This window comes from bacterium (genome assembly GCA_022616075.1).
Classification (GTDB): domain Bacteria; phylum Acidobacteriota; class HRBIN11; order JAKEFK01; family JAKEFK01; genus JAKEFK01.
Map to the genome: position 1 here is coordinate 1 of JAKEFK010000323.1, position 18,967 is coordinate 18,967.

Genomic DNA, 18,967 nt, shown 5'->3' on the forward strand with positions numbered 1-18,967 from the left:
AGGGGCATCCCCCTGGGTTTGTCCGGCGTGACATCCTTTAAATCGGTGGTCAACTCCCGCTCAAAGGCATCTTCCGGCGGCCTGGAGTTCTTTTCCATGCCGCCAATTATAACGCGGTTTCGTGGCACAACATTTGCGACAAGTCTGAATTCGACCTCTAAAAGGCCGAGAAGTGACCGGAAATGGGAAATCGAATACAACTACAAATCAAATGCAGTAGAATTGACGGTTTGGAACAGAAACCCAACCATTACGTATTCCTAAAAGACATAAATCAAATCAGGAGTGCTCTATGAAATCGCTCGTTATTTTTTGTCTGTTGGTCTTTTTCAGCGGGATTTTATCTGCTCAGGAGGAAACCCCGGTTTCCTTGAAGCAAGTCATCGACCTGGCATTGAAGAACAATCTCGACATTGCCGTTGAAAGCTATAACCCGGAAATTTTCGATACGCGCGTCTCGTTTGAAAAAGCAAAGTTTGAACCGTTATTCGCCGCAACACTCGATACTAGAGACTCAACGACACCGTCCGGGTCATCGCTTGTCGGTGAAGAGGCAACGACTAACGAGCAATTCACTTATAACTTCAGCTGGGATCACCAACTACAGACGGGAACACGATACAACGTCGTATTTAACAATTCGCGGCTGGACACAACACAACGGTTTACCAATCTTAATCCGAGTTTTGATTCCAGCTTGTTTGCAAATTTGACGCAACCATTACTCCGCGGGTTTGGCACTGAAGTAACGAAAGCCCCGATCCGGATTGCGGAGGCAAACCGGCTTGCTTCGGATCACAGGCTTCGTCAGCGGGTCCTGGATATTGCATTACAGGTAGAACAGGCTTACTGGGATCTGGTTTTCTTCCGAGGGCAGATGGATGTGCGCACGCAGTCTCTTGCTTCTGCTACTGCTCTCTATGAGAACAACAAGAAGCAGGTAGAAGTGGGAACAATGGCGCCCCTCGAAATCGTTGTTGCGGAAGCTGAAGTTGCGGCGCGTAAGCAGGAAATCATCACAACAGAAAATTTGATCGGTAATACGGAAGATCGTCTTCGAAATCTTGTAACTACGGAAAAACAGTCGGATCGATGGGATATGAAATTTGTGCCTTCGGACGAACCGATGGTTCGACCGGTTGCAATTACATCGGAAGAAGCGATCAAAAAGGCTCTTGCAAATAATCCTGATTTGAAAGCGCTTGAAATGGATCTTTCGAGCGATCGATTAAGTAAGCGTTTGGCTTCGGATGCGTTGAAACCACAGCTAGATTTCCAGGCAAGCGCGGGATTAACAGGGCTGGGTGGCGATGTTCTAATCCAGGACGACTCTTTTCCTCCGAATGTAATAGGAGTCATACCGGGAGGCTATTCGGATGCACTCTCTAGTCTGTTTGACAACAAAACGTGGTCAATCGGTTTCATCGTTGGTTTGCCGGTCGGAAATCACGCTGCCGAAGCTGATTTTGTTCGCGCCGACCTTACGGAAAAGCAAACGGCAAAAACACTTGAAACCGCACGGCAGAACTTGATTTTCAATATTCGCACATCCATCCGAAATCTTGAGAGCGACTTAAAACGTCTGGACGCAGCCCGTGCCTCGCGCATTCTGCAGGAAAAGAAGCTGGATGCGGAAAGAAAGAAGCTGGCGGTTGGTTTAAGCACAAATTACATCGTGCTGGATTTTCAGGATGATCTGGCGTTAGCTCAATCTCAGGAATTGTTGGCGACTGTGGATTACGAAAAGAACCTTGCGCAACTGGAAAGGTTCATGGGAGAAAATCTGCCTTAAATACAACCGCCAAGGCGCCAAGACGTCTAGTGAACTCTAAATTCGGAAGGAAGAGAAGACCTGGTCCACAAACGGCCGGATCTCTTCCTCCATTCCTTTTGGATACGAAACCGACAGGATGTAAAAATTCCGGCCGGAGCTCGTATAAAACGCGTGCATCGCGTAAGGATTTAACGGATCGGAGTCTTCATAGTAAGCGCGAAAGCCGGTAAGATAATCGACCGAATAAGGAATCAGCTCAGACCTTAAAAAATCCGCAAAAATCATAGTTTCTGATTTTTCAATCGCCTCGATCACGTCATCACTCCAGGAAGAGGTCGCACGAATCTCAATCACAATACCTGACTCAGCTGACAGAAGATGAAATTTATCGGAACGTTCATAGATTTTTGAAACCCAGTGTTTTGGCAAATCCAACTTAAAGGGAAAAGCGCTCGGACCACTAACCATTTTCATTTCCAAAAGCTTGAGAAAGCGGGCCGGACCCGGGGATGCGGGTTTTTCGAATTTCCACTGAGGTTCGATCCGGTTGACATCTGCCATCGTTACGCTTTCGTTTCTTTTTTCAGCAAATGAAGCAATCGTTTCCATCGGAATCGCCCTCTTGCCTTGAACCCATCCGATGATCTTGCCGGCGGAATCATACAGAGGGGTGGAGCGGGAAGAATAAAGGCTGGATTCAATCAAAATGAGGTCATAACCTTTGCCTGTATCCAGGATTTCATGCACCGCAGCCTGCGTTAGCTCCCACCGCCCATTTTTTTCTGTCCAGTACGAAACTTTATCGCCGATCGCAAGAGTGTTCGAACTGATGATGGGAGTAATCACCGGGATCTCTTCCTCCGCCGCAAGAACGGCAATGTCCATCGATTCGTTGAAAGACAACAAACGGTTCGTGTACGTGCTCGTTCCATCCCACTGCACTTGAACCTTTGATGCGCCTTTCACATCGGAATAGCTGCAAACGATGGTGTTTTCATCGTAAAGAAAACCGAAACCTGTTTTCAGGACCGCGCCCGACGGCAGTAGAGAAGTGATCGTAATTTTGTTCGTCTCAAGAATCTCCGTCTCCTGCGCGTTCAATTCACCGCAGAGAACGCAGAGAACGCAGAGAAAAACAACCAAATTCTTATTCTCTCTGCGCTCTCTGCGACCTCTGAGGTAAAATACGGGCTTTTCCATTCGCTCAATCGTACTTTCTGCCGAAGATCCACGCGATCAGAATGCTCAACAGATAAAGAAGCAACATCGGAACGGCCAGAAAGGTTTGCGTGACCACATCCGGAGTGGGAGTTATGATGGCTGAAATAACAAAACATATGAGAATAGCGTACTTAAACTTATTCAACAAAAAGTGATGATTGATGATTCCAAATTTGGCAAGAAAAAACGCAAGAATCGGAATTTCAAAAATTAACCCGATTGCCAGTGTGAGTTTACTGAATAAGGAAAAGTAGTCATTCACGCGAACATCCTGTTTAAACTGGCTTCCAACTTCCAGGAAATACCGGCACGCAAACGGAAACACATAGTAGTAGCAGAAAACGCAACCAGCCAGAAAGAAAATCGTCGAAAAGAAAATGAACGGAATCGCGTACGTTCTTTCCTTCCTGTATAAGCCCGGAGCGATGAAAAGCCAGAGCTGGCTAATGAGTATGGGAGAAGTAAAAATCAACGCCGCTAGAGCAGACACCTTCATATAAACAAAGAAGGGCTCGGTGAGTGAAATGAATGAGAGTTTGTCCCCTTTCGCGACAAACTTTAGAAAGGGGGCCTGCACAACTTGAAAGATCGCCTCACGGTAAAACCAGCAGACAATGAATCCCGCGAAAAGCGCGACAACGCAGATGATCAACCTGCGCCGCAATTCCTCCAGATGTTCCCAGAGGGTCATCTGCCCTTCTTGCGTTTCAGCTTCCTGAAGAGTGGTCATGTTGCGATGGTTTTCTTGAAAATGATAACCGCTATTTCGATTCCGGCTCTTCCATTTCTTTCTCGATGTTGTGCTTGATCTCGTTGGAAGCGCGCCGGAATTCTGCAAGAGTTTTACCGATGGAGCGTCCTAATTCGGGCAGTTTTTTGGGGCCAAAGACCAATAACGCAATTACCAGAATCAAGACAAGTTCCTGAATACCGATAGGTCCCATATATGAGTATTATAGCTTTATAAACAAAGTAGCGCGGGCGTCCCGCCTGCGAGCCTGCGAGCTGACGCAGACGAGACGTCCGCGCTATTTGGATAATAAATTTCTTTGTTGACGGGAAATTAGCCGTTACCTAGAATCTGTTTAAGAGTCGGAATGATTCGTATCGAAGATATTGTCGAAAAGGTCGAGAAGTATCAAAAGAACCCGGATACTGATCTGATTCGTCAGGCTTATGTGTTTTCAGCCATGGTGCACAAAGCTCAATTACGGCAGTCCGGAGAACCATACCTGATCCATCCACTGGAAGTGGCTTCCATCCTGTGTGACATGAAGCTCGATACGACTTCCATCGTCATCGGTTTGCTACACGATGTGGTGGAAGACAGCGCCACCACCGTAGAGCAAATAGAAAAATACTTTGGCAAAGAGATAGCCCATGTGGTCGACGGCGTAACAAAAATCAGCAAAGCCTCCTTCCGATCGAAAGAGGAACAGCAGGCGGAGAGTTTTCGCAAGATGATCCTCGCAATGGTCGACGACCTGCGCGTCATTCTTGTAAAGCTTGCAGACCGGCTCCATAACATGCGCACACTGCAATTCCTTCCACCGGAAAAGCGGAGCAGCATCGCCAGAGAAACCATGGAAATCTATGCTCCCATCGCCCATCGTCTCGGCATGTCGAAAATACGAAGCGAGCTGCAAGATCTTTCCTTGATGCATCTGGATCCTGAAAGCTACAGCAACGTTGAAACCCGCGTTGAACAAAAGAAAAAACAGGTCGAAACGTTTATCGAAGAAACGCAAAACACCCTGAAGAAGAAATTACGCGAAAACGGATTCACTGCGGACATTCATTACAGAATCAAAGGCACTTTCAGCATCCATGACAAAATGCGAAGGCAGCGCGTGGACATGGATAAGGTCTACGATTTTGTTGCGTTCCGCATCATCACTGACAACATCAAGAATTGTTATGGAATTCTTGGAATCATTCATCAGCTCTGGCGGCCGATTCCGGGCAGGTTCAAAGACTTTATTTCACTGCCAAAACCGAATCTTTATCAATCCCTTCACACAAGCGTAGTTTCGGAAAGAGGCTTTCAGTTTGAAGTTCAGATCAGGACTCAGGAAATGCACCGCATCGCGGAAGAAGGGATCGCCGCGCACTGGAAATACAAAGAAGGAAAAGTGGTTGGTGGAAAGGACGAAGAAGCCCTCAGGTGGTTACGTCATCTCGTGGAATGGCATCGTGAAGTGAGCGACAACCGTGACTTCATGAACGCCGTGCGTGTGGAGCTGTATCCGGAAGAGGTCTATGCGTTCACACCCAAAGGCGATATCAAAGAATTTCCGCGCGGCGCCACACCTCTTGATTTCGCTTATTCGATTCACACTGATGTCGGCCATCAATGCATCGGAGCAAGAGTGAATGGAAAACTTGTGACGCTACGGTACAAGCTAAAAAATGGAGACATTGTTGAGATTCTTACGCAGCCGAATCACAATCCGAGCCGCGATTGGCTTGCCATTGTTCAAACATCACGCGCGCGCAACAAGATCAAACAATGGTTGAATGCAAATGAGCGAATCAAAGCCATCGAACTGGGCAAGAAATTGCTGGAAAAACAGATTCGAAAGCACAAACTGAACGTGAGAAAGGTGTTGAAGGAAGATCAGCTCGTCTCCCTGCTTCCCGATTATGGTTGCACGAAAATCGAAGATCTCTACAGTTCGCTCGGTTACGGAAAAGTCTCCGCAAAACAGATTGTAGATCGTTTGATTCCTCAGCCTGTTACTCCGGAAGGAACTGTTGTTGCTCCGCCGCCTGAACCACCCGAGGAAGAATCGAAGATAACCGCAGCTCTCAAGAAAGCTCTCAGAATCGGAACAGATGAAGCCGTGAAAGTGCACGGCGCGCACGATCTGCTTGTTTATCTCGCCAAATGTTGCAATCCAATTCGCGGAGAACCGATCATCGGTTACATCACGCGCGGCAAAGGAATCTCCGTGCATTCCAACAAATGCCCCAATCTTGAAAAACTACTGTTTAATCCGGAAAGAAGAATCGAAGTGGAATGGAGTGGAAAAGAGGAAACTCCTCAACAGGTTAAAGTCTCTATCTGGACGGAAGATAAACCGGGTATGCTTGCAGAAATTTCCACAGCCATTGTGAATTCGAAAACGAATATTCGAACCGTGCAAGCCCAGACTTTTCCAGACAAGCATGGGCAGATTGAACTGATCCTGGAAATCGTCGATACGAAGCATCTGGACCGGGTTCTATCCTCCATACGCTCCGTCGAAGGCGTTCTTGAAGTCGAAAGGATACTGCATTAAAATAAGTCACTTAAAAGAAGAGGTGGTTCCCATGAAAATTGGTCGTCACGAAGAAGGGTTTGTCGTTGTCATTGAGCCTAAAGGAAAAATCACGATTGGGGAAGGAGACGTTCTGTTGCGGGAAGAGATTACGCGTCTCCTTGGGGAAGAGAAGAAACAGCTGGTTCTCGATCTTGGCGGCATATCGTATATGGATTCTGCGGGGGTCGGCGAGTTGGTGAGCGTTTATACATCGGTCAAGAATCGGGGGGGTGAACTTAAGCTTTCTTGTTTGACAAAGAAGATTAAGGATCTGCTTCAGATTACTCAGCTGATGACGATTTTCGACACCTACGAAACAACTCAAGAAGCTGTTTCCTCATTTAAGTAATGATCTGTCTAAGGCGGGCCTCCGTGCCCGCCAGATAGAACCTACGAAAATCCGCCAGACATAATGCGCCACTGATAGATCTTCATATTAATCTCTCGCAACCGGCGGGATAGAATCTTGCAAAGAATATAGAGGAACTGATAGCCGCTCTCCACATCCCGTGAAAGCATATCGGTTAAGAGTTGATTCTCGATCGGCAAAAGAGTCACATCCGTGTGCGCTCTGGCGTCGGCTGATCGAGGCGCATTGTCGATCAACGCCATCTCTCCAAAAAAATCTCCTTTCTCCAAAATTGCAAGCCCTTCCTCCCCCACGCCCGGAATGTACTTGCTGATCAGGACCTGTCCTTCCAAAATAATGTAAAGACGGTCCCCTTTCTGCCCTTCCAGAAAGATGTTGTGTCCTGCCTGGAAAAATACTTCATTGCTGAATGTCGCAATGAGCCGCAGTTCTTTGGAGGACAACCCTTTCTCTTTCAGCAGAGCAATTTTCTTCTCAATATCAACTCTTGTTGCTTCGCCGGTACGGCCCTCCGGCATCTCACGCTGGACCTCAGTACCTGCTTCCACAAAAAAGGATTTCAATAAATCAGTCGTCTGGCGAATTCTTTGGGCGAGTGTTTTCCAGAAGTGCCAGTAGAACTGAACAGCAATATGTTTTTGCGAAATGAAGATATCTTCAAGCTTAAGCTTTGACATAGAAAGCAAAAGGCAATCTTCGTTGGCAACTGCGGTCGCAGAGCAGCGGAGGGAATCGATAAAATCCATTTCACCGAAAAATTCCCCGCTCTTCATTGAGGCAAGAAGCTGCTCCCCGAAAGGAGTTGGTTTCATGATCCGGACGGATCCATCATGGATAAAATAAATCGCTTCCGTCAGATCGTCTTCCTGAAACACAACTTCGTTCGCCGGAATTGATCGTTCCGTTGTAATCCGGGCGACCCGCAACAATTCCTCATCGCTCAATCCTTGAAGAATCGGAAATTTCTTCAGCTCCACAACAAGATTGAAAGAAGTCTGGGTTGCTTTTTCCATATCCCTGAATTTCAAGAGGATCGGTTCCATCGAAGGGCCAAGGGTGTCCAGTGTGACTTCCTTATGGGCGGTGAAGGAATTCGCCAGCTGCAAAAAGTGGTTCTTTCTTTCCTGAAATCTCCGGTTGTAGAATTCCTTTTTATCTTCGGCCTTCACATGACTCAGCAACATTCGAATCTGTCTCTGGTAGTATCCGGTCTTGGCAATATCCTCTCCACCCGAAAGGATGTAAGCATCAACAAAAGCTTCCATCGCCTGGTCATATTCCTGTCTTTCGTAGTAAAGGCCACCCAGATTCTTGTGAATATCCTCATAGAAAGGATCCAGTTCTCTGGCCTTTAGAAATTCTTCCAGCGCTTTTCCGGTATCCCCCTGTTCCGAGTAGATTTTCCCTAGCAAATATCGCGTCCTGGAGACATTCTCGTTCTTGAATTTGGAGAGTTCGAGCAGCTCGATCGCATTCACAATTTTCCCGCGCGAATAATAGAGAGTAGCAAGGCTCAGATAACGTTGCGCAAGCAAATCATCTTCCGCTTTCAGCTTCTCAATGTTTGCCTGAAAATCCTTGTGGTCGCGAAGCTCCTTCTTCCGTTGAAGGTCCTGAGCACGTCCGAGATTCAATTTGATCGCAAGACTATCCGGAAATAACTTTGTAGCCGTTTCGTATAGAGAAACAGCCTCTTCATACATATCCTGTTCTAAGAGCTTGCCGCCCAGATCACAGAAATCATCCAGCGAGATCAGTTCGTTATTGATTTCTATGGAATTCTGGTCAGGACTCCCCGAAGTGTCTTCCATATACTTTGTGTTATGTAAGCAAAGTAGCGCGGGCGTCCCGCCTGTGAACCGCCGGCCAGAGGCCCGCGCTACTTCGTTTACAAACCTCTATTCGCTTTAGTTTATCGTAATATCAATACATATGTTAAGCAGAATCCTTTCCGTACTCGCGCTTTTGCTCATTTTTTCTCCGGCATTCGCGAAGGAACGAATGGCCTTCATTTATTACTACGGCTGGTATGGAAATCCAGCTTACGATCTCCAATGGTTTCACTGGCAGGAAAATCAGCATCAACCTCCCTGGGATATCGCATCCTCGTTTTATCCGAAGCTCGGCGCCTACAGCAGTCGCGACCCGGCGGTGCTGGATCTGCACATGAAATGGATCGCGCAAACGAACGTCCATGCTTTGATTTTTTCCTGGTGGGGTAAAAAGGATCCCACAAATGAAATGGCTGAGCTGCTTCTGAATGCTGCCGCGAATTACAATCTGAAAGTCGCATTCCTGATTGAACCGTATCCGGGACGCACAACCAGAAGGATTTGTGATGACATCGAATATCTGACGGATACTTTTGGAAATCACCCGGCTTTTTTGAGAATTGCCCGCCCAACCACCTTCGGCCCCAATTCCGCGGAAAGAGGTCTCTTTTTCATATATGATCCCGATTTCTCAGATTCACAGCTTCGAAGGCTGAGCGATACCGTTCACACGAGCAGGTACGATTCGATCCTGTTGTTGCAATCGACCGATGCCGGACTCATAGAACGCACTCACGCTGATGGAATTTTTGCTTACGAAGCCGTCATTGATGTCATGCATTTCTACAAGGGGGTTCAGGTCTCTGTCGAAAAGGCGGGCGGGGTATTCGTTCCCTGCGTCGCGCCGGGTTTCAACGTAAATCGTTATCTTGGTCAGTCCTCTCCTCTTTTGCGGAGACGGAAAAAAGGGGACACCTACGATGATTGGTGGGAACACACGATCGCAGCAGATCCTGAATTCGTGGCAGTCCTGAGCTTCAACGAATGGCATGAAGGGACGCAGATCGAACCAGCAATTCGAGTGACGAAAGCCAAACCTCCTTATTTATCCTACGAGAAATCGTACGACAAAAGTGGCATAAAAGCGCAATTCAGTTATCTCAGGCGGACTGCTCGCTGGATCAAACTTTTTCTACAACTGCCATGACAATAAAAGTTGCCGCGTGCCAGCAGCCGCTCCACGAAGAGTTGAGTGAGAACACACTTCAACGGCTTAAATCCTACTCGCCTGATTTCGTTTGTCTGCCGGAACATTATCCGCTTCCAAAGAGGGTTCAAAGCCTCGAACAGGCAGCCGCATTGTTCGAAGAGCGTAGACAATATTTGCAGTCCGTTTCATCCAGACTTTCTACGGTTTTGATTGGAGGGACGCTGACAGAACTTACTCGCGAAGGGTACTACAACACGTGCTATGTGTTTGAGAATGGGAAGGAGGCTGGCTTCTATCGAAAGGTTTATCCCACAGCCCGCGAACAGGAAGCAGGAGTTTTGAAAGGAAATGAGTTTAAGATGTTTGAACTTCGCGGCATCCGGGTTGGAGTTTTGATTTGCGCCGACGTTCTGTTTGAGGAACCGTTTGCGGAATTGTCTGCTCTGGGCTGTGAAATCACCTTTATTCCAACGGCTTCTCCATTCCGAAAAGGCGAAAGCATTGAAGAGAAATACGAACGGGATCGCTCTATTTTTGTAGAAGGCGCCAGAAAGCTCGGTTGCCCGGTTGTAAAAACTTGCGGGGTCGGAACAACGTTTGGCCACAATATCCAGGGCCGAAGTTTAATCGCAACGCCCGAAGGAGTCGTCACGCGCGCCGAGCCCCATCAGGAACAGGACGCATTGATCTTATTTGCTGAATTGTAGTGCGGGCGACCCGCCCGCAAATCAAACCTCTCAGCTGCCTCCGGCGTAACCGATCGTGACCTGACCGTTTTCCACAATCACCGGAACCTCACGAACGCCTTTTGAGTATTCCAGCATCCTTTTCAATTCGGAACGGTCTTGAATCACGTTAATGTATTGAAACGGTTTCCCGGAATCCTTGTAGTCGTTCCTGGCCGCTGTTGTGTACGGACAGGTATCTTTGCCGAAAATCAATGTGACATCACTCATATTTTTTCCTGGCTGCGGTCAACATTTTCAGAACTTCCCGTTTCTCCTCTTCTGAATAATAGTCCTGATTGGATTGAGTTGCTTCAATGATCCTGTCGATCCATGCGACAAAGTAGGATCTGTCCTTTTGTATCCGCAAAGGTTTGCCATCAATGCTGACATAAACAGGATTTGTTGTGGCATAAGGATAAACGTCGAACACCGGATATGTTGGCTGATCGTTCCATGCGCGCAACACATACCAGCCCGTTTCCGGCGCCGGGAGTGTGCCGGAGAAATCTCCGCTTCTACGATCTCCTTTTAGTTCGAGAGTGTGAACGACTTTGCCATTATTCACGATTTCCAGATGATCCACAGGAATGATTGATCGCAAAGTTGCTTGAAATTTCAGCTCGACCGCCTTGCCGAAAAACAACTCGTCGCCCGGTCCTTTCCCTTCGACTGAAAACCAGACCAGGGGTCCATTGGTTACAAAACTATGGCCTTTGCGTACGCTTTCGTTCCAGGTATCGGCCTTGAGCGGCCCGGAGTGTTTTGCATAGACGCGATTTGTGCCCACAGGACCGCGCAACGAAGCGAAGTTTGCCATCGCATCAGTGCCGGCCCCTGCGGCAACGCGAAATCCTGAATTCAACAATCGATACCAGACTTCCGCAGTAACCCGGGGATCATTGAAGCCAACAATTTCCAGATAATCCACTTTCCCCAGAGCAACATCTGCCGGCAACTCGTGCACCAGTCGCGTATTTTGGTCGGCTGGATCAGGAACCGTATCGAAGGGATGCACATATCCTACGAGCGCACCCTGCGCATGCGCCAGTGAGGCGATCGCTTCATTTGTGGGATAGGGACTTGCCGCGCCGGTGTTCGCGTACGTGCTGTAACCCGGAATTAGATAATTCTGCTTCAGATTCAGCAAACCCATATGTCCCCAGTAGCTTGTATGAAATTCCTGACTGTGAACGAGCAGCCGGTTCGTATTGGAAACCGGATCCGGCTTGGTGCTGTAGTAATCGATGTCCGGAATTCTCTGCTCCTTATTTACAATGAGGTTGTAAACGACCTTCAGATTTTCCGCGGCTGCCTGTTTCATCAATCGCTCGGAATTATTCCGGTAAGAGCCACCGTAATTCATGTGCACATGCAGATCACCGCTGACCCACTGCTGCCAGTTGGCAGGCAACGCCAGACGTCTTAGCCGCACAGTCGCTTGCTGGTTACTATCTTTCGGCACAGAATCAATTTCCATCTTCAGCAATTCATGTTCGAAACCCTTCATTACTTCAATCGTCACTTTTCCTGCGGGCACCATGATTTCGGACTTGCCGGTTGTATGAAAATAGTGCGGTTCAAACGGACGCTCGGAGCGCACAAACGAATCATCGCCATGAATCCAGGCATCGAAAGGAGCGTAAGTTCTCTGGTCCTCACCTGTAATAGAAATTCGCGCCGGTGTCTGTTTGCTATCCGGTCCCAGAACCGTTAGTGATAGTTTTGCCATCGCTTGTTTGTACTTGCGGTCGGCAATCTTAAGCTCCTTTTGAGCACCACCGATGACGTCTTGAATCCACAAAGATGTATTTCCATTCTTGTTAGAAATAAAAGCGATTTTTTTACCATCGGGAGACCAGCGCGCGGCGGTGTTATCGAACTCCCCATACGTTAAGGGAAAAGGATCTCCTCCTTCGGAAGTCATAATCCAGATCTGATGCCACTGGCGTCCAAGATAGGAACTGTAAATGACTCGCTTCCCATCGCGAGACCAATCCGGATGCGCCTTCCAGGTGGTTTCTTCATAGCGAATTTCACGCTGGCGGGCGCCAGGTTCCGCTTTCATTCGCCAGAAACCTCCACTTCCATAGATGTTGCCACGGTTCGAAACGTAGATGATTTCATCGCTGTCCGGAGACCATGTGGGGCTCAGTTCGTGATCAAAACCGCTGTAGTAATAACGCGCAACGCTGCTCTTTTTTTCCTCTGTGAGCTGCTGAATCTTTGACACGCTGTCCCCCCCGACTTCAGCAAAGAAAATGTGAAATCGCTTGTTGTACGCAGTGGAAACGTAAGCAATTTTTTTCCCATTGGGTGACCATCGGGCATCCACATTGACGGCGCCACCTTGAGTGACTTGCTGCAACTTGCTGCCCTCAACATCCAGAAGCCACAATTCCACGGCGTCTTTGTCGTATCTGGAAAAAACAATCTGCTTTCCGTCAGGTGACCAATCCGGCTGGTAATCGTATCCGGGGCCGGCCGTGATCTGGCGCGCCACATTCGACTCGATGGGCTGAATCCAAAGCGAACCTGCCATCGCAAAAACCAGACTTCGCGAGTCAGGAGACCAGGAAACTGAGGAGGGACCGCTTGTTAATTGCGGCAAATACATCTCGCGATAGTAATAAGAATGAGGCACATCAATTTGTTTGAGCACCGGATCGCGTTGAGCAAATACCGGAGTACACAAAACTAGTAGTAAGATAAAAGCTTTCATGTCGAGAAATTCTAACGCAAAGAGTCTGAGCAGCAAAGTAGCGCGGGCGTCCCGCCGGCAAAACCCGCAGCCGGGAGGGCCGCGCTACTTCGTTTAAAAAACTTATGACAACGCTCGCAGCAACGAGAAATGCACTGGGAATCGAACTGACCGATTTGCACATTCATCTTGGCGGGGCGGTGGCGCCACACACACTCTGGAGCCTGGCTCACCAGCAAGGGTTCAAGCTGCCTGTGGCCAACTACTGGCAGTTTGTGGAGTTTATCACGATTGATCCAAGTAAGATCCATTCTCTGGATGACTACTTGAATTACTTTCAGTGGACTGAAAAAATTCAAAGCTCACCACAGGCTGTCGAACGGTCCGTGTACGAAATCATCAGCAAGGAGTTCAGGAGCTCGAACGTCACACAGCTGGAGCTGCGTTTCAATCCTATGAAACGGAATCGTGGCGGGGAACAGGATCTGGACCATATCATCCATGCCGCCTTGCGCGGTCTGGACCGCGTTGTTCTGGATTATCAAACTAGAGCAGGTCTGATTTTTTGCCTGGCTCGCGAATTCCCATATGAGCTAAACGCAATCATTGTTGAGAAAGCAATTCTGTATCGTCATCGTGGCGTTGTCGGCATTGACCTTGCGGGCTCCGAAACTCAGGCGGAGGATTTCAAGAACAATTCAGAAAAATATGCGGATCTCTTTCGCCGCGCGAGAGAACAGGGCCTCGGAATCACGGTTCACGTTGGAGAAACTCCGGACAGTCCTGCCTCCGATGTATTGGAAATGATCGAAATTGCCAAGCCTCACCGGATCGGTCATGGCATCCAGGCCGCCTTCAGCGACGAAACCATGAAAACATTATCAGAGCAGAATATTTGTCTGGAGATTTGCCCCACTTCGAATCTTCAAACGCATGCTGTGAGTGGTCTGGAACAGCTTGCGATCGTGCTCCGCAACTTCAGCAACGCGAATGTTCCTTTCACCATCAATACCGATAACCCGTACCTTTCACACACGAATCTCCGGCACGAAATTGATCTTCTTCTCACAAACAACATTTTGAGCCAACAGGAATTGTTGCTCTGTTTTGAAAACGCAAAACGCTTCAGTTTTATCCCAAATTAATTCCGCACAACTCCTCTAAAAGCAATTGATTTTCCTCGGGCAGCCCGAGCGTGATGCGGATTGCGTCCGTCATGTGGTACAGCTGGAGGGGAGCAACGAGAATTCCTTTTTGCAAAAGTTTTTCGCACACAGACGGGGGATCCGCGGCATTTAACAAAATAAAATTCGTTTCTGACGGAATGAACCGGTAGCCTCGGGACAAGAATTCGTTTAGTACGTAATCACGCTGTTGGCGGTTCTTTTCAACACAGCTTGCGACGTGTTCCTGATCGTCCAGGGCGGCCATGGCAGCGATCTGGCCCATCAGATTCACACCATAAGGCAGCGATACCTTACTCAGATGTGACGTAACTTCCGGCGAACATACCGCATAACCAATGCGCAGGCCGGCCAGTCCATATACTTTGGAAAATGTTCGCAGCACAATCACGTTTTCAGGAAGTGAGGGGAGGTCCACTTGCTCGCCGGCGTATTCGCGGTAAGCTTCATCCAGAACTACTAATACATTCGAAGGAACGCGGGAAATAAAATCGTGAAGATACGCGGCGTTATGGGTGGTTCCGGTAGGATTATTGGGATTGGCGATAAATATCAAGCGGGTATTCGAATCGATGGCATCCAGAATTCCTTGAAGATCATACATCCACTGTTTTAACCGGACCGTCTCGCAAATAGCACCGATTGAGTGAACCGCCATCCGGTAGACAGGGAACGTCTCGCGTGCGGTCAGGCATTTTTCGTTCCGCTGCAAAAATGTTTTTGCAATCATCTCCACAAGCTCCGTAGAACCGTTCCCAAGGACAATCTGATCGGGATTCACGTTGCTTCTTAAGGCCAGTTTTTCTTTCAAGCCTCCGCCGTACACATCTGGATAGCAATGTATTTTCCGGGACGCCTTTTCTACTGCGGCAATCGCGTGGGGCGAAGCTCCATAACAATTCTCATTGGAAGCCATTCTTATCAGCCGCTTTAAGCTGTATTTGTGAAGAAGTTCTTTTTCATTAACCGAAGGGAATAGTGAAAGAGAGTGCACGCCGGGAGAAACTGAAAATCGCATCAATGAGTTTTTGTAGAAAGGAAAGTCTTAATTTCTTGTGGAGTCAGATGGCGGTACTGGCCCGGTTTCAGTTTTGTATCCCGTAAGAATCCGATGGCAACGCGTCGTAGTTTCAAAACCGGATGACCAATTGCTCCGCACATTTTTCGAATTTGATTTTGTCTTCCTTCCCGGATCGCAATTTCCAGCCATGCATTTTTGCGCGTTTCCAGCACGTCCACTCTTGCTCGAAGCGTTTTTCGCCCTTCGATCACAACTCCCTTTCTCAGTTTGTCGAGTTTGTCCGGAGAAGGAATCCCTTTCACTTTTACCCAGTAAACTTTTTCGATTGCTTTGGAAGGGTGCTGAATGCTTTGCGCCAGGTCGCCGTAGTTTGTAAGTATCAGTAAACCTTCGGTGTGATAGTCCAGACGGCCTACCGGATACAACCGGATTGGAATACTATCCACGAGCTGCACGACGGTCGGACGCCCTTCCGGATCCTTCATAGATGTGATGTAGCCGTCCGGTTTGTAAAGAAGAATTGCAATGCGAGGTTGTTTCGGTTCGATACGTTTGCCGTCGACTTCCACGCGATCCTTATCCGGATCCGCTTTCGTACCAAGCTGACGCACGATCTGTCCATTGACCTTCACACGCCCGGCAAGGATCAACTCTTCGGCCTTTCTCCGCGAAGTGACGTTCGCCTGTGAAATGATTTTTTGTAGTCGAATAAGCATAAACAAAGTAGCGCGAGCGTCTCGCCGGCGGAGATGCGCAGACGGGACGTCCGCGCTACTCTTGTTCCATATCCATTTCGGTTGTTCCGGTGGATTGGAAAATTTCGGGAGAAACCTTCTCGCCGATCAGCTCTTCAAATTCGGACAATTGAGGCATTTCCGAAAGATCCTTCAACCCGAAATGGACCAGAAATTCCCGCGTGGTTCCGTATAGAAACGGCCGCCCAACCACGCGTTTCCGTCCTAACACCTTAATAAAATTGCATTCCAATAACGTCTTGAGCGCGCCTGCCGCATTGCAAGAACGAATTTCACTGATTTCGGGCAGCGTGATCGGCTGTTTGTAAGCAACAATCGCAAGTGATTCCAAAGCAGATTTCGATAACCGGATCATGAATGGCCTGGAAAACAATTTCTGAATCTGTTCATGCCATTTCGGATTACTGTAAATTTGATATCCACCTGCTACTTCCCGAAGCACCATACCCGAATCGCGCGCCTCATACTCCGTCCTTAATTCATCCAGAACCTGCGCTATCGCGTATTTATTTATATCGGGAACAACCGATGAAAAGTGATCCAGCGTCAGTGGTTCCGTTGCTGTAAACAATAATGCCTCTAAGAGGGACTTGATTTCACTGTTTTCCATAGTTTTTATTTTACCGCGGAGAACGCCGAGGACGCAGAGAGAACCAAAAGTTTCTACCTTTTTCTCCGTGCTCTCTGCGTTCTCTGCGGTGAGATTATAACGCGTCATTGTAGCAAAGGGATCTACTTCAGTGCAATGCCGCAAAAACTACGCTATATTTGGTAACAGAATGGATAGCAAAGGATATTTCCAGAAATTGGCCAGGAAGCCGGTGGAACAGATAAATCTTGCGGAGGCGGCGCTTTATATTGCAAGTGACGAATATCCAAAGATCAATATTCCGTCTTATCTGGAGTTGCTAAAGGAATGGAGCGGCCTTCTCAAAAAAGAATGCGCAAAAAAATCTCGAATTTCCCGGCTCGATGTGTTGAATGACTTGCTGTTTCAGCGCATGCAGTTTTCAGGAAACATCGATAACTATTACGATCCCAAGAACAGTTTCCTGAATGATGTGATTGATTCACGGAAAGGCATTCCCATCAGTTTGTCGGTGATCTATCTGGAGCTTGCATGGAGTCTTGGTCTGGACGCGACGGGAATTGGTTTTCCGGGACACTTTCTCGTTCGAGTGAATCATCAGGGAAAACCGATGTACGTGGACGCCTTTTACAAGGGACGAGTCATGACAGCCGAGGACTGCGTGGAGTTCTGGAAAGACATTTCAGAAGGTGAAATGGATTTTCAACAGAGTTTCCTTTCTTCCATGAACAAGCATCAGATTCTGATCCGGATGCTGCGAAATCTAAAAGGAATTTATTTGGAGCAAAAAAGTTATAAGAAACTGATTCGCGTGATGGACAAACTCGTTGTTCTTAACCCCCATGTGGCTGAAGAAGTTCGCGATCGCGGCATTATCTATTATCAGATTCAGGCCTATCGTCTGGCGTTAGAGGATTTTCAGGGATACCTTTCTGCTGCTCCGGAAGCAGACGATGCCAGCGTTATCCACCAGTACGTAGAGGTTCTCCGGGAGTACTCCGCACACTTAAATTGACACTCTCGTGAGCCGTTCTTAACTTTTTAGTTGTGGACCGAAATTACCATTACTTTCTAGACAAAGAAGGTCACATCTGGCATGAAGGCACAGAAATAACGGATCCGCATTTTGCATTGACCATCCTCCGCGCCTTGCAAAAGACCCCTGACGGAAAACTACTCGCAAAATGCCAGGGTGAAAACTGCTTTTTTGAAGTCGAAGACGTTCCTTACATTATTCAGGATGTCGCTTTTCATAAAGTCAAAACAGGACAGCTTCATCAAGTGGATTTGCTGTTCTCCGGCGGTTACATGGAGATTCTGGATCCATCGACTCTTCAAGTTTCCACCAATAACGTTCTTTATTGCCGTGTGCGAAAAGGCGAATTCCCTGCCCGTTTTACTCGTAATTCCTATTTCAAGCTTGCTCCCTTTTTGGGTGAGGATCCCGTTCAACATCAGTACTATCTCGAAATGAAACAGCAACGGTTCCCCATCGCCCAGGCCTCATCCGTTTGATATATAATTCTTTTGCATTCATTTTCTCCCCCTTATTAAGGTGGAGATTAAGAGGGGGTGTTTGAACTTTTGGGAACGAATAAGAGTCTCAAGATGAAACAATCGCATCGGAAATTGAATCCAACCTCCCCCTTCCCCCTCCTTCATAAGGAGGGGGGAACGCCGTAACCGCAATCATGGAGTTTAAGGTCCCCACCAAACAGACTTTCAAAATCGGCGAAGTTTGCGAGATGATGCAGGTGGAACCCTACGTTTTGAGGTACTGGGAAACCGAGTTTGAGGAGCTGCAGCCGGAAAAAAATCCGATGGGGCAGCGGATTTATTGCCCTCGCGATATTGAAGTCATCTACCTGATCAAAAAGCTTCTTTACGAAGAAGGCTACACAATTATTGGCGCCAGAAAACAGCTCAAAAGGGAGTTGTCAAAAATTGGAGAAGGTTCGCAGTTGAGCACTCAGGAAATCGCTGAAGATCTCAGGAAAATCCGCTGGGAATTGAAGGAAATCTTGACATTGCTCAGTCGCGATGTTAAATAGTTAATTCACCGCAGAGTACGCCGAGAGCGCGGAGATGGAAGGATTTTTTTTGTTTATCTCGGCGTTCTCTGCGACCTCTGCGGTGAAATTCTGATTCGGGACGTAGCGCAGCCTGGTAGCGCACACGCTTGGGGTGCGTGTGGTCGGAGGTTCAAATCCTCTCGTCCCGACTAAGATCGTCGATGCGTCTGCGCGTCGATTCGTCGACGCGTCGGGGCGTAGCGCAGCCTGGTAGCGCACTTGGTTCGGGACCAAGGGGTCGGAGGTTCAAATCCTCTCGCCCCGATTAAAA

At 48.0% G+C, this 18,967-nt stretch carries 18 protein-coding genes and 2 tRNA genes; 11 read left to right on the forward strand and 9 right to left on the reverse strand.

Annotated features, from left to right (window positions below; all coding sequences use genetic code 11):
• Positions 1-292: 292 nt before the first annotated feature.
• Complete coding sequence (locus L0156_25460; GenBank protein MCI0606348.1) at positions 293-1,792, forward strand: TolC family protein; 1,500 nt, start codon at positions 293-295, stop codon at positions 1,790-1,792.
• Positions 1,793-1,828: 36 nt separating this feature from the next.
• Here the strand turns inward: L0156_25460 and L0156_25465 are convergent, their stop codons facing one another.
• From L0156_25465 to L0156_25475, 3 genes are read right to left on the reverse strand one after another with little or no spacing between them, the layout of a single operon-like run.
• Complete coding sequence (locus L0156_25465) at positions 1,829-2,974, reverse strand: S1C family serine protease (GenBank protein ID MCI0606349.1); 1,146 nt, start codon at positions 2,972-2,974, stop codon at positions 1,829-1,831.
• A 4-nt stretch (positions 2,975-2,978) separates the two neighbouring features.
• The gene (gene tatC / locus L0156_25470) at positions 2,979-3,725 is read right to left on the reverse strand and encodes a twin-arginine translocase subunit TatC (protein ID MCI0606350.1); all 747 of its coding nucleotides are present in this window, start codon (positions 3,723-3,725) and stop codon (positions 2,979-2,981) included.
• Positions 3,726-3,756: 31 nt separating this feature from the next.
• Positions 3,757-3,939, reverse strand: coding sequence for a TatA/E family twin arginine-targeting protein translocase (locus L0156_25475; protein MCI0606351.1), 183 nt, complete (start codon positions 3,937-3,939; stop codon positions 3,757-3,759).
• A 153-nt stretch (positions 3,940-4,092) separates the two neighbouring features.
• Between L0156_25475 and L0156_25480 the strand changes: the two genes are divergently transcribed.
• Together L0156_25480 and L0156_25485 are read left to right on the forward strand one after the other, a co-directional pair.
• Positions 4,093-6,276, forward strand: a complete 2,184-nt coding sequence (locus tag L0156_25480; protein ID MCI0606352.1) for a bifunctional (p)ppGpp synthetase/guanosine-3',5'-bis(diphosphate) 3'-pyrophosphohydrolase — start codon at positions 4,093-4,095, stop codon at positions 6,274-6,276.
• Between the two features lie 31 nt (positions 6,277-6,307).
• Complete coding sequence (locus tag L0156_25485) at positions 6,308-6,646, forward strand: STAS domain-containing protein (protein MCI0606353.1); 339 nt, start codon at positions 6,308-6,310, stop codon at positions 6,644-6,646.
• 41 nt (positions 6,647-6,687) lie between these two features.
• Here the strand turns inward: L0156_25485 and L0156_25490 are convergent, their stop codons facing one another.
• Positions 6,688-8,478 (reverse strand): cyclic nucleotide-binding domain-containing protein, encoded by a 1,791-nt coding sequence (locus tag L0156_25490; protein MCI0606354.1) that lies wholly within the window; start codon positions 8,476-8,478, stop codon positions 6,688-6,690.
• A gap of 121 nt (positions 8,479-8,599) precedes the next feature.
• Here L0156_25490 and L0156_25495 point away from each other — a divergent pair, with 121 nt between their 5' ends.
• Entirely contained in the window at positions 8,600-9,646 is a 1,047-nt protein-coding gene (locus L0156_25495; GenBank protein MCI0606355.1) for a hypothetical protein, read from the forward strand.
• Positions 9,643-10,356 carry a carbon-nitrogen hydrolase family protein gene (locus L0156_25500; GenBank protein ID MCI0606356.1) on the forward strand — a complete coding sequence of 238 codons (714 nt, stop codon included), beginning with the start codon at positions 9,643-9,645 and terminating at the stop codon, positions 10,354-10,356. Before L0156_25495 ends, L0156_25500 begins: the two co-directional genes overlap by 4 nt.
• Positions 10,357-10,386: 30 nt before the next feature.
• Here the strand turns inward: L0156_25500 and L0156_25505 are convergent, their stop codons facing one another.
• A complete protein-coding gene (locus L0156_25505) occupies positions 10,387-10,605 on the reverse strand; it encodes a glutaredoxin (GenBank protein MCI0606357.1) in 219 nt (72 codons plus the stop codon).
• Entirely contained in the window at positions 10,598-13,096 is a 2,499-nt protein-coding gene (locus L0156_25510; protein MCI0606358.1) for a CehA/McbA family metallohydrolase, read from the reverse strand. Before L0156_25510 ends, L0156_25505 begins: the two co-directional genes overlap by 8 nt.
• Before the next feature lie 134 nt (positions 13,097-13,230).
• Between L0156_25510 and L0156_25515 the strand changes: the two genes are divergently transcribed.
• The gene (locus L0156_25515) at positions 13,231-14,220 is read left to right on the forward strand and encodes an adenosine deaminase (GenBank protein ID MCI0606359.1); all 990 of its coding nucleotides are present in this window, start codon (positions 13,231-13,233) and stop codon (positions 14,218-14,220) included.
• On the opposite strand, the gene hisC is transcribed toward L0156_25515, so the two are convergent.
• From hisC to scpB, 3 genes are all read right to left on the reverse strand, one after another.
• Entirely contained in the window at positions 14,207-15,175 is a 969-nt protein-coding gene (hisC, locus tag L0156_25520; GenBank protein MCI0606360.1) for a histidinol-phosphate transaminase, read from the reverse strand. The two genes, L0156_25515 and hisC, sit on opposite strands and share 14 nt — an antisense overlap.
• A gap of 101 nt (positions 15,176-15,276) precedes the next feature.
• Positions 15,277-15,996, reverse strand: coding sequence for an rRNA pseudouridine synthase (locus L0156_25525; GenBank protein MCI0606361.1), 720 nt, complete (start codon positions 15,994-15,996; stop codon positions 15,277-15,279).
• A 55-nt stretch (positions 15,997-16,051) separates the two neighbouring features.
• Positions 16,052-16,645, reverse strand: coding sequence for an SMC-Scp complex subunit ScpB (scpB, locus tag L0156_25530; protein ID MCI0606362.1), 594 nt, complete (start codon positions 16,643-16,645; stop codon positions 16,052-16,054).
• A 169-nt stretch (positions 16,646-16,814) separates the two neighbouring features.
• Here scpB and L0156_25535 point away from each other — a divergent pair, with 169 nt between their 5' ends.
• From L0156_25535 to L0156_25555, 5 genes are all read left to right on the forward strand, one after another.
• Complete coding sequence (locus L0156_25535; GenBank protein MCI0606363.1) at positions 16,815-17,639, forward strand: tetratricopeptide repeat protein; 825 nt, start codon at positions 16,815-16,817, stop codon at positions 17,637-17,639.
• A gap of 32 nt (positions 17,640-17,671) precedes the next feature.
• Entirely contained in the window at positions 17,672-18,139 is a 468-nt protein-coding gene (locus L0156_25540; protein ID MCI0606364.1) for a DUF1285 domain-containing protein, read from the forward strand.
• 176 nt (positions 18,140-18,315) lie between these two features.
• The gene (locus tag L0156_25545) at positions 18,316-18,675 is read left to right on the forward strand and encodes a MerR family transcriptional regulator (GenBank protein MCI0606365.1); all 360 of its coding nucleotides are present in this window, start codon (positions 18,316-18,318) and stop codon (positions 18,673-18,675) included.
• Positions 18,676-18,771: 96 nt separating this feature from the next.
• Positions 18,772-18,845 (forward strand) — tRNA-Pro (locus L0156_25550).
• A gap of 42 nt (positions 18,846-18,887) precedes the next feature.
• Positions 18,888-18,961 (forward strand) — tRNA-Pro (locus L0156_25555).
• Positions 18,962-18,967 lie beyond the last annotated feature (6 nt).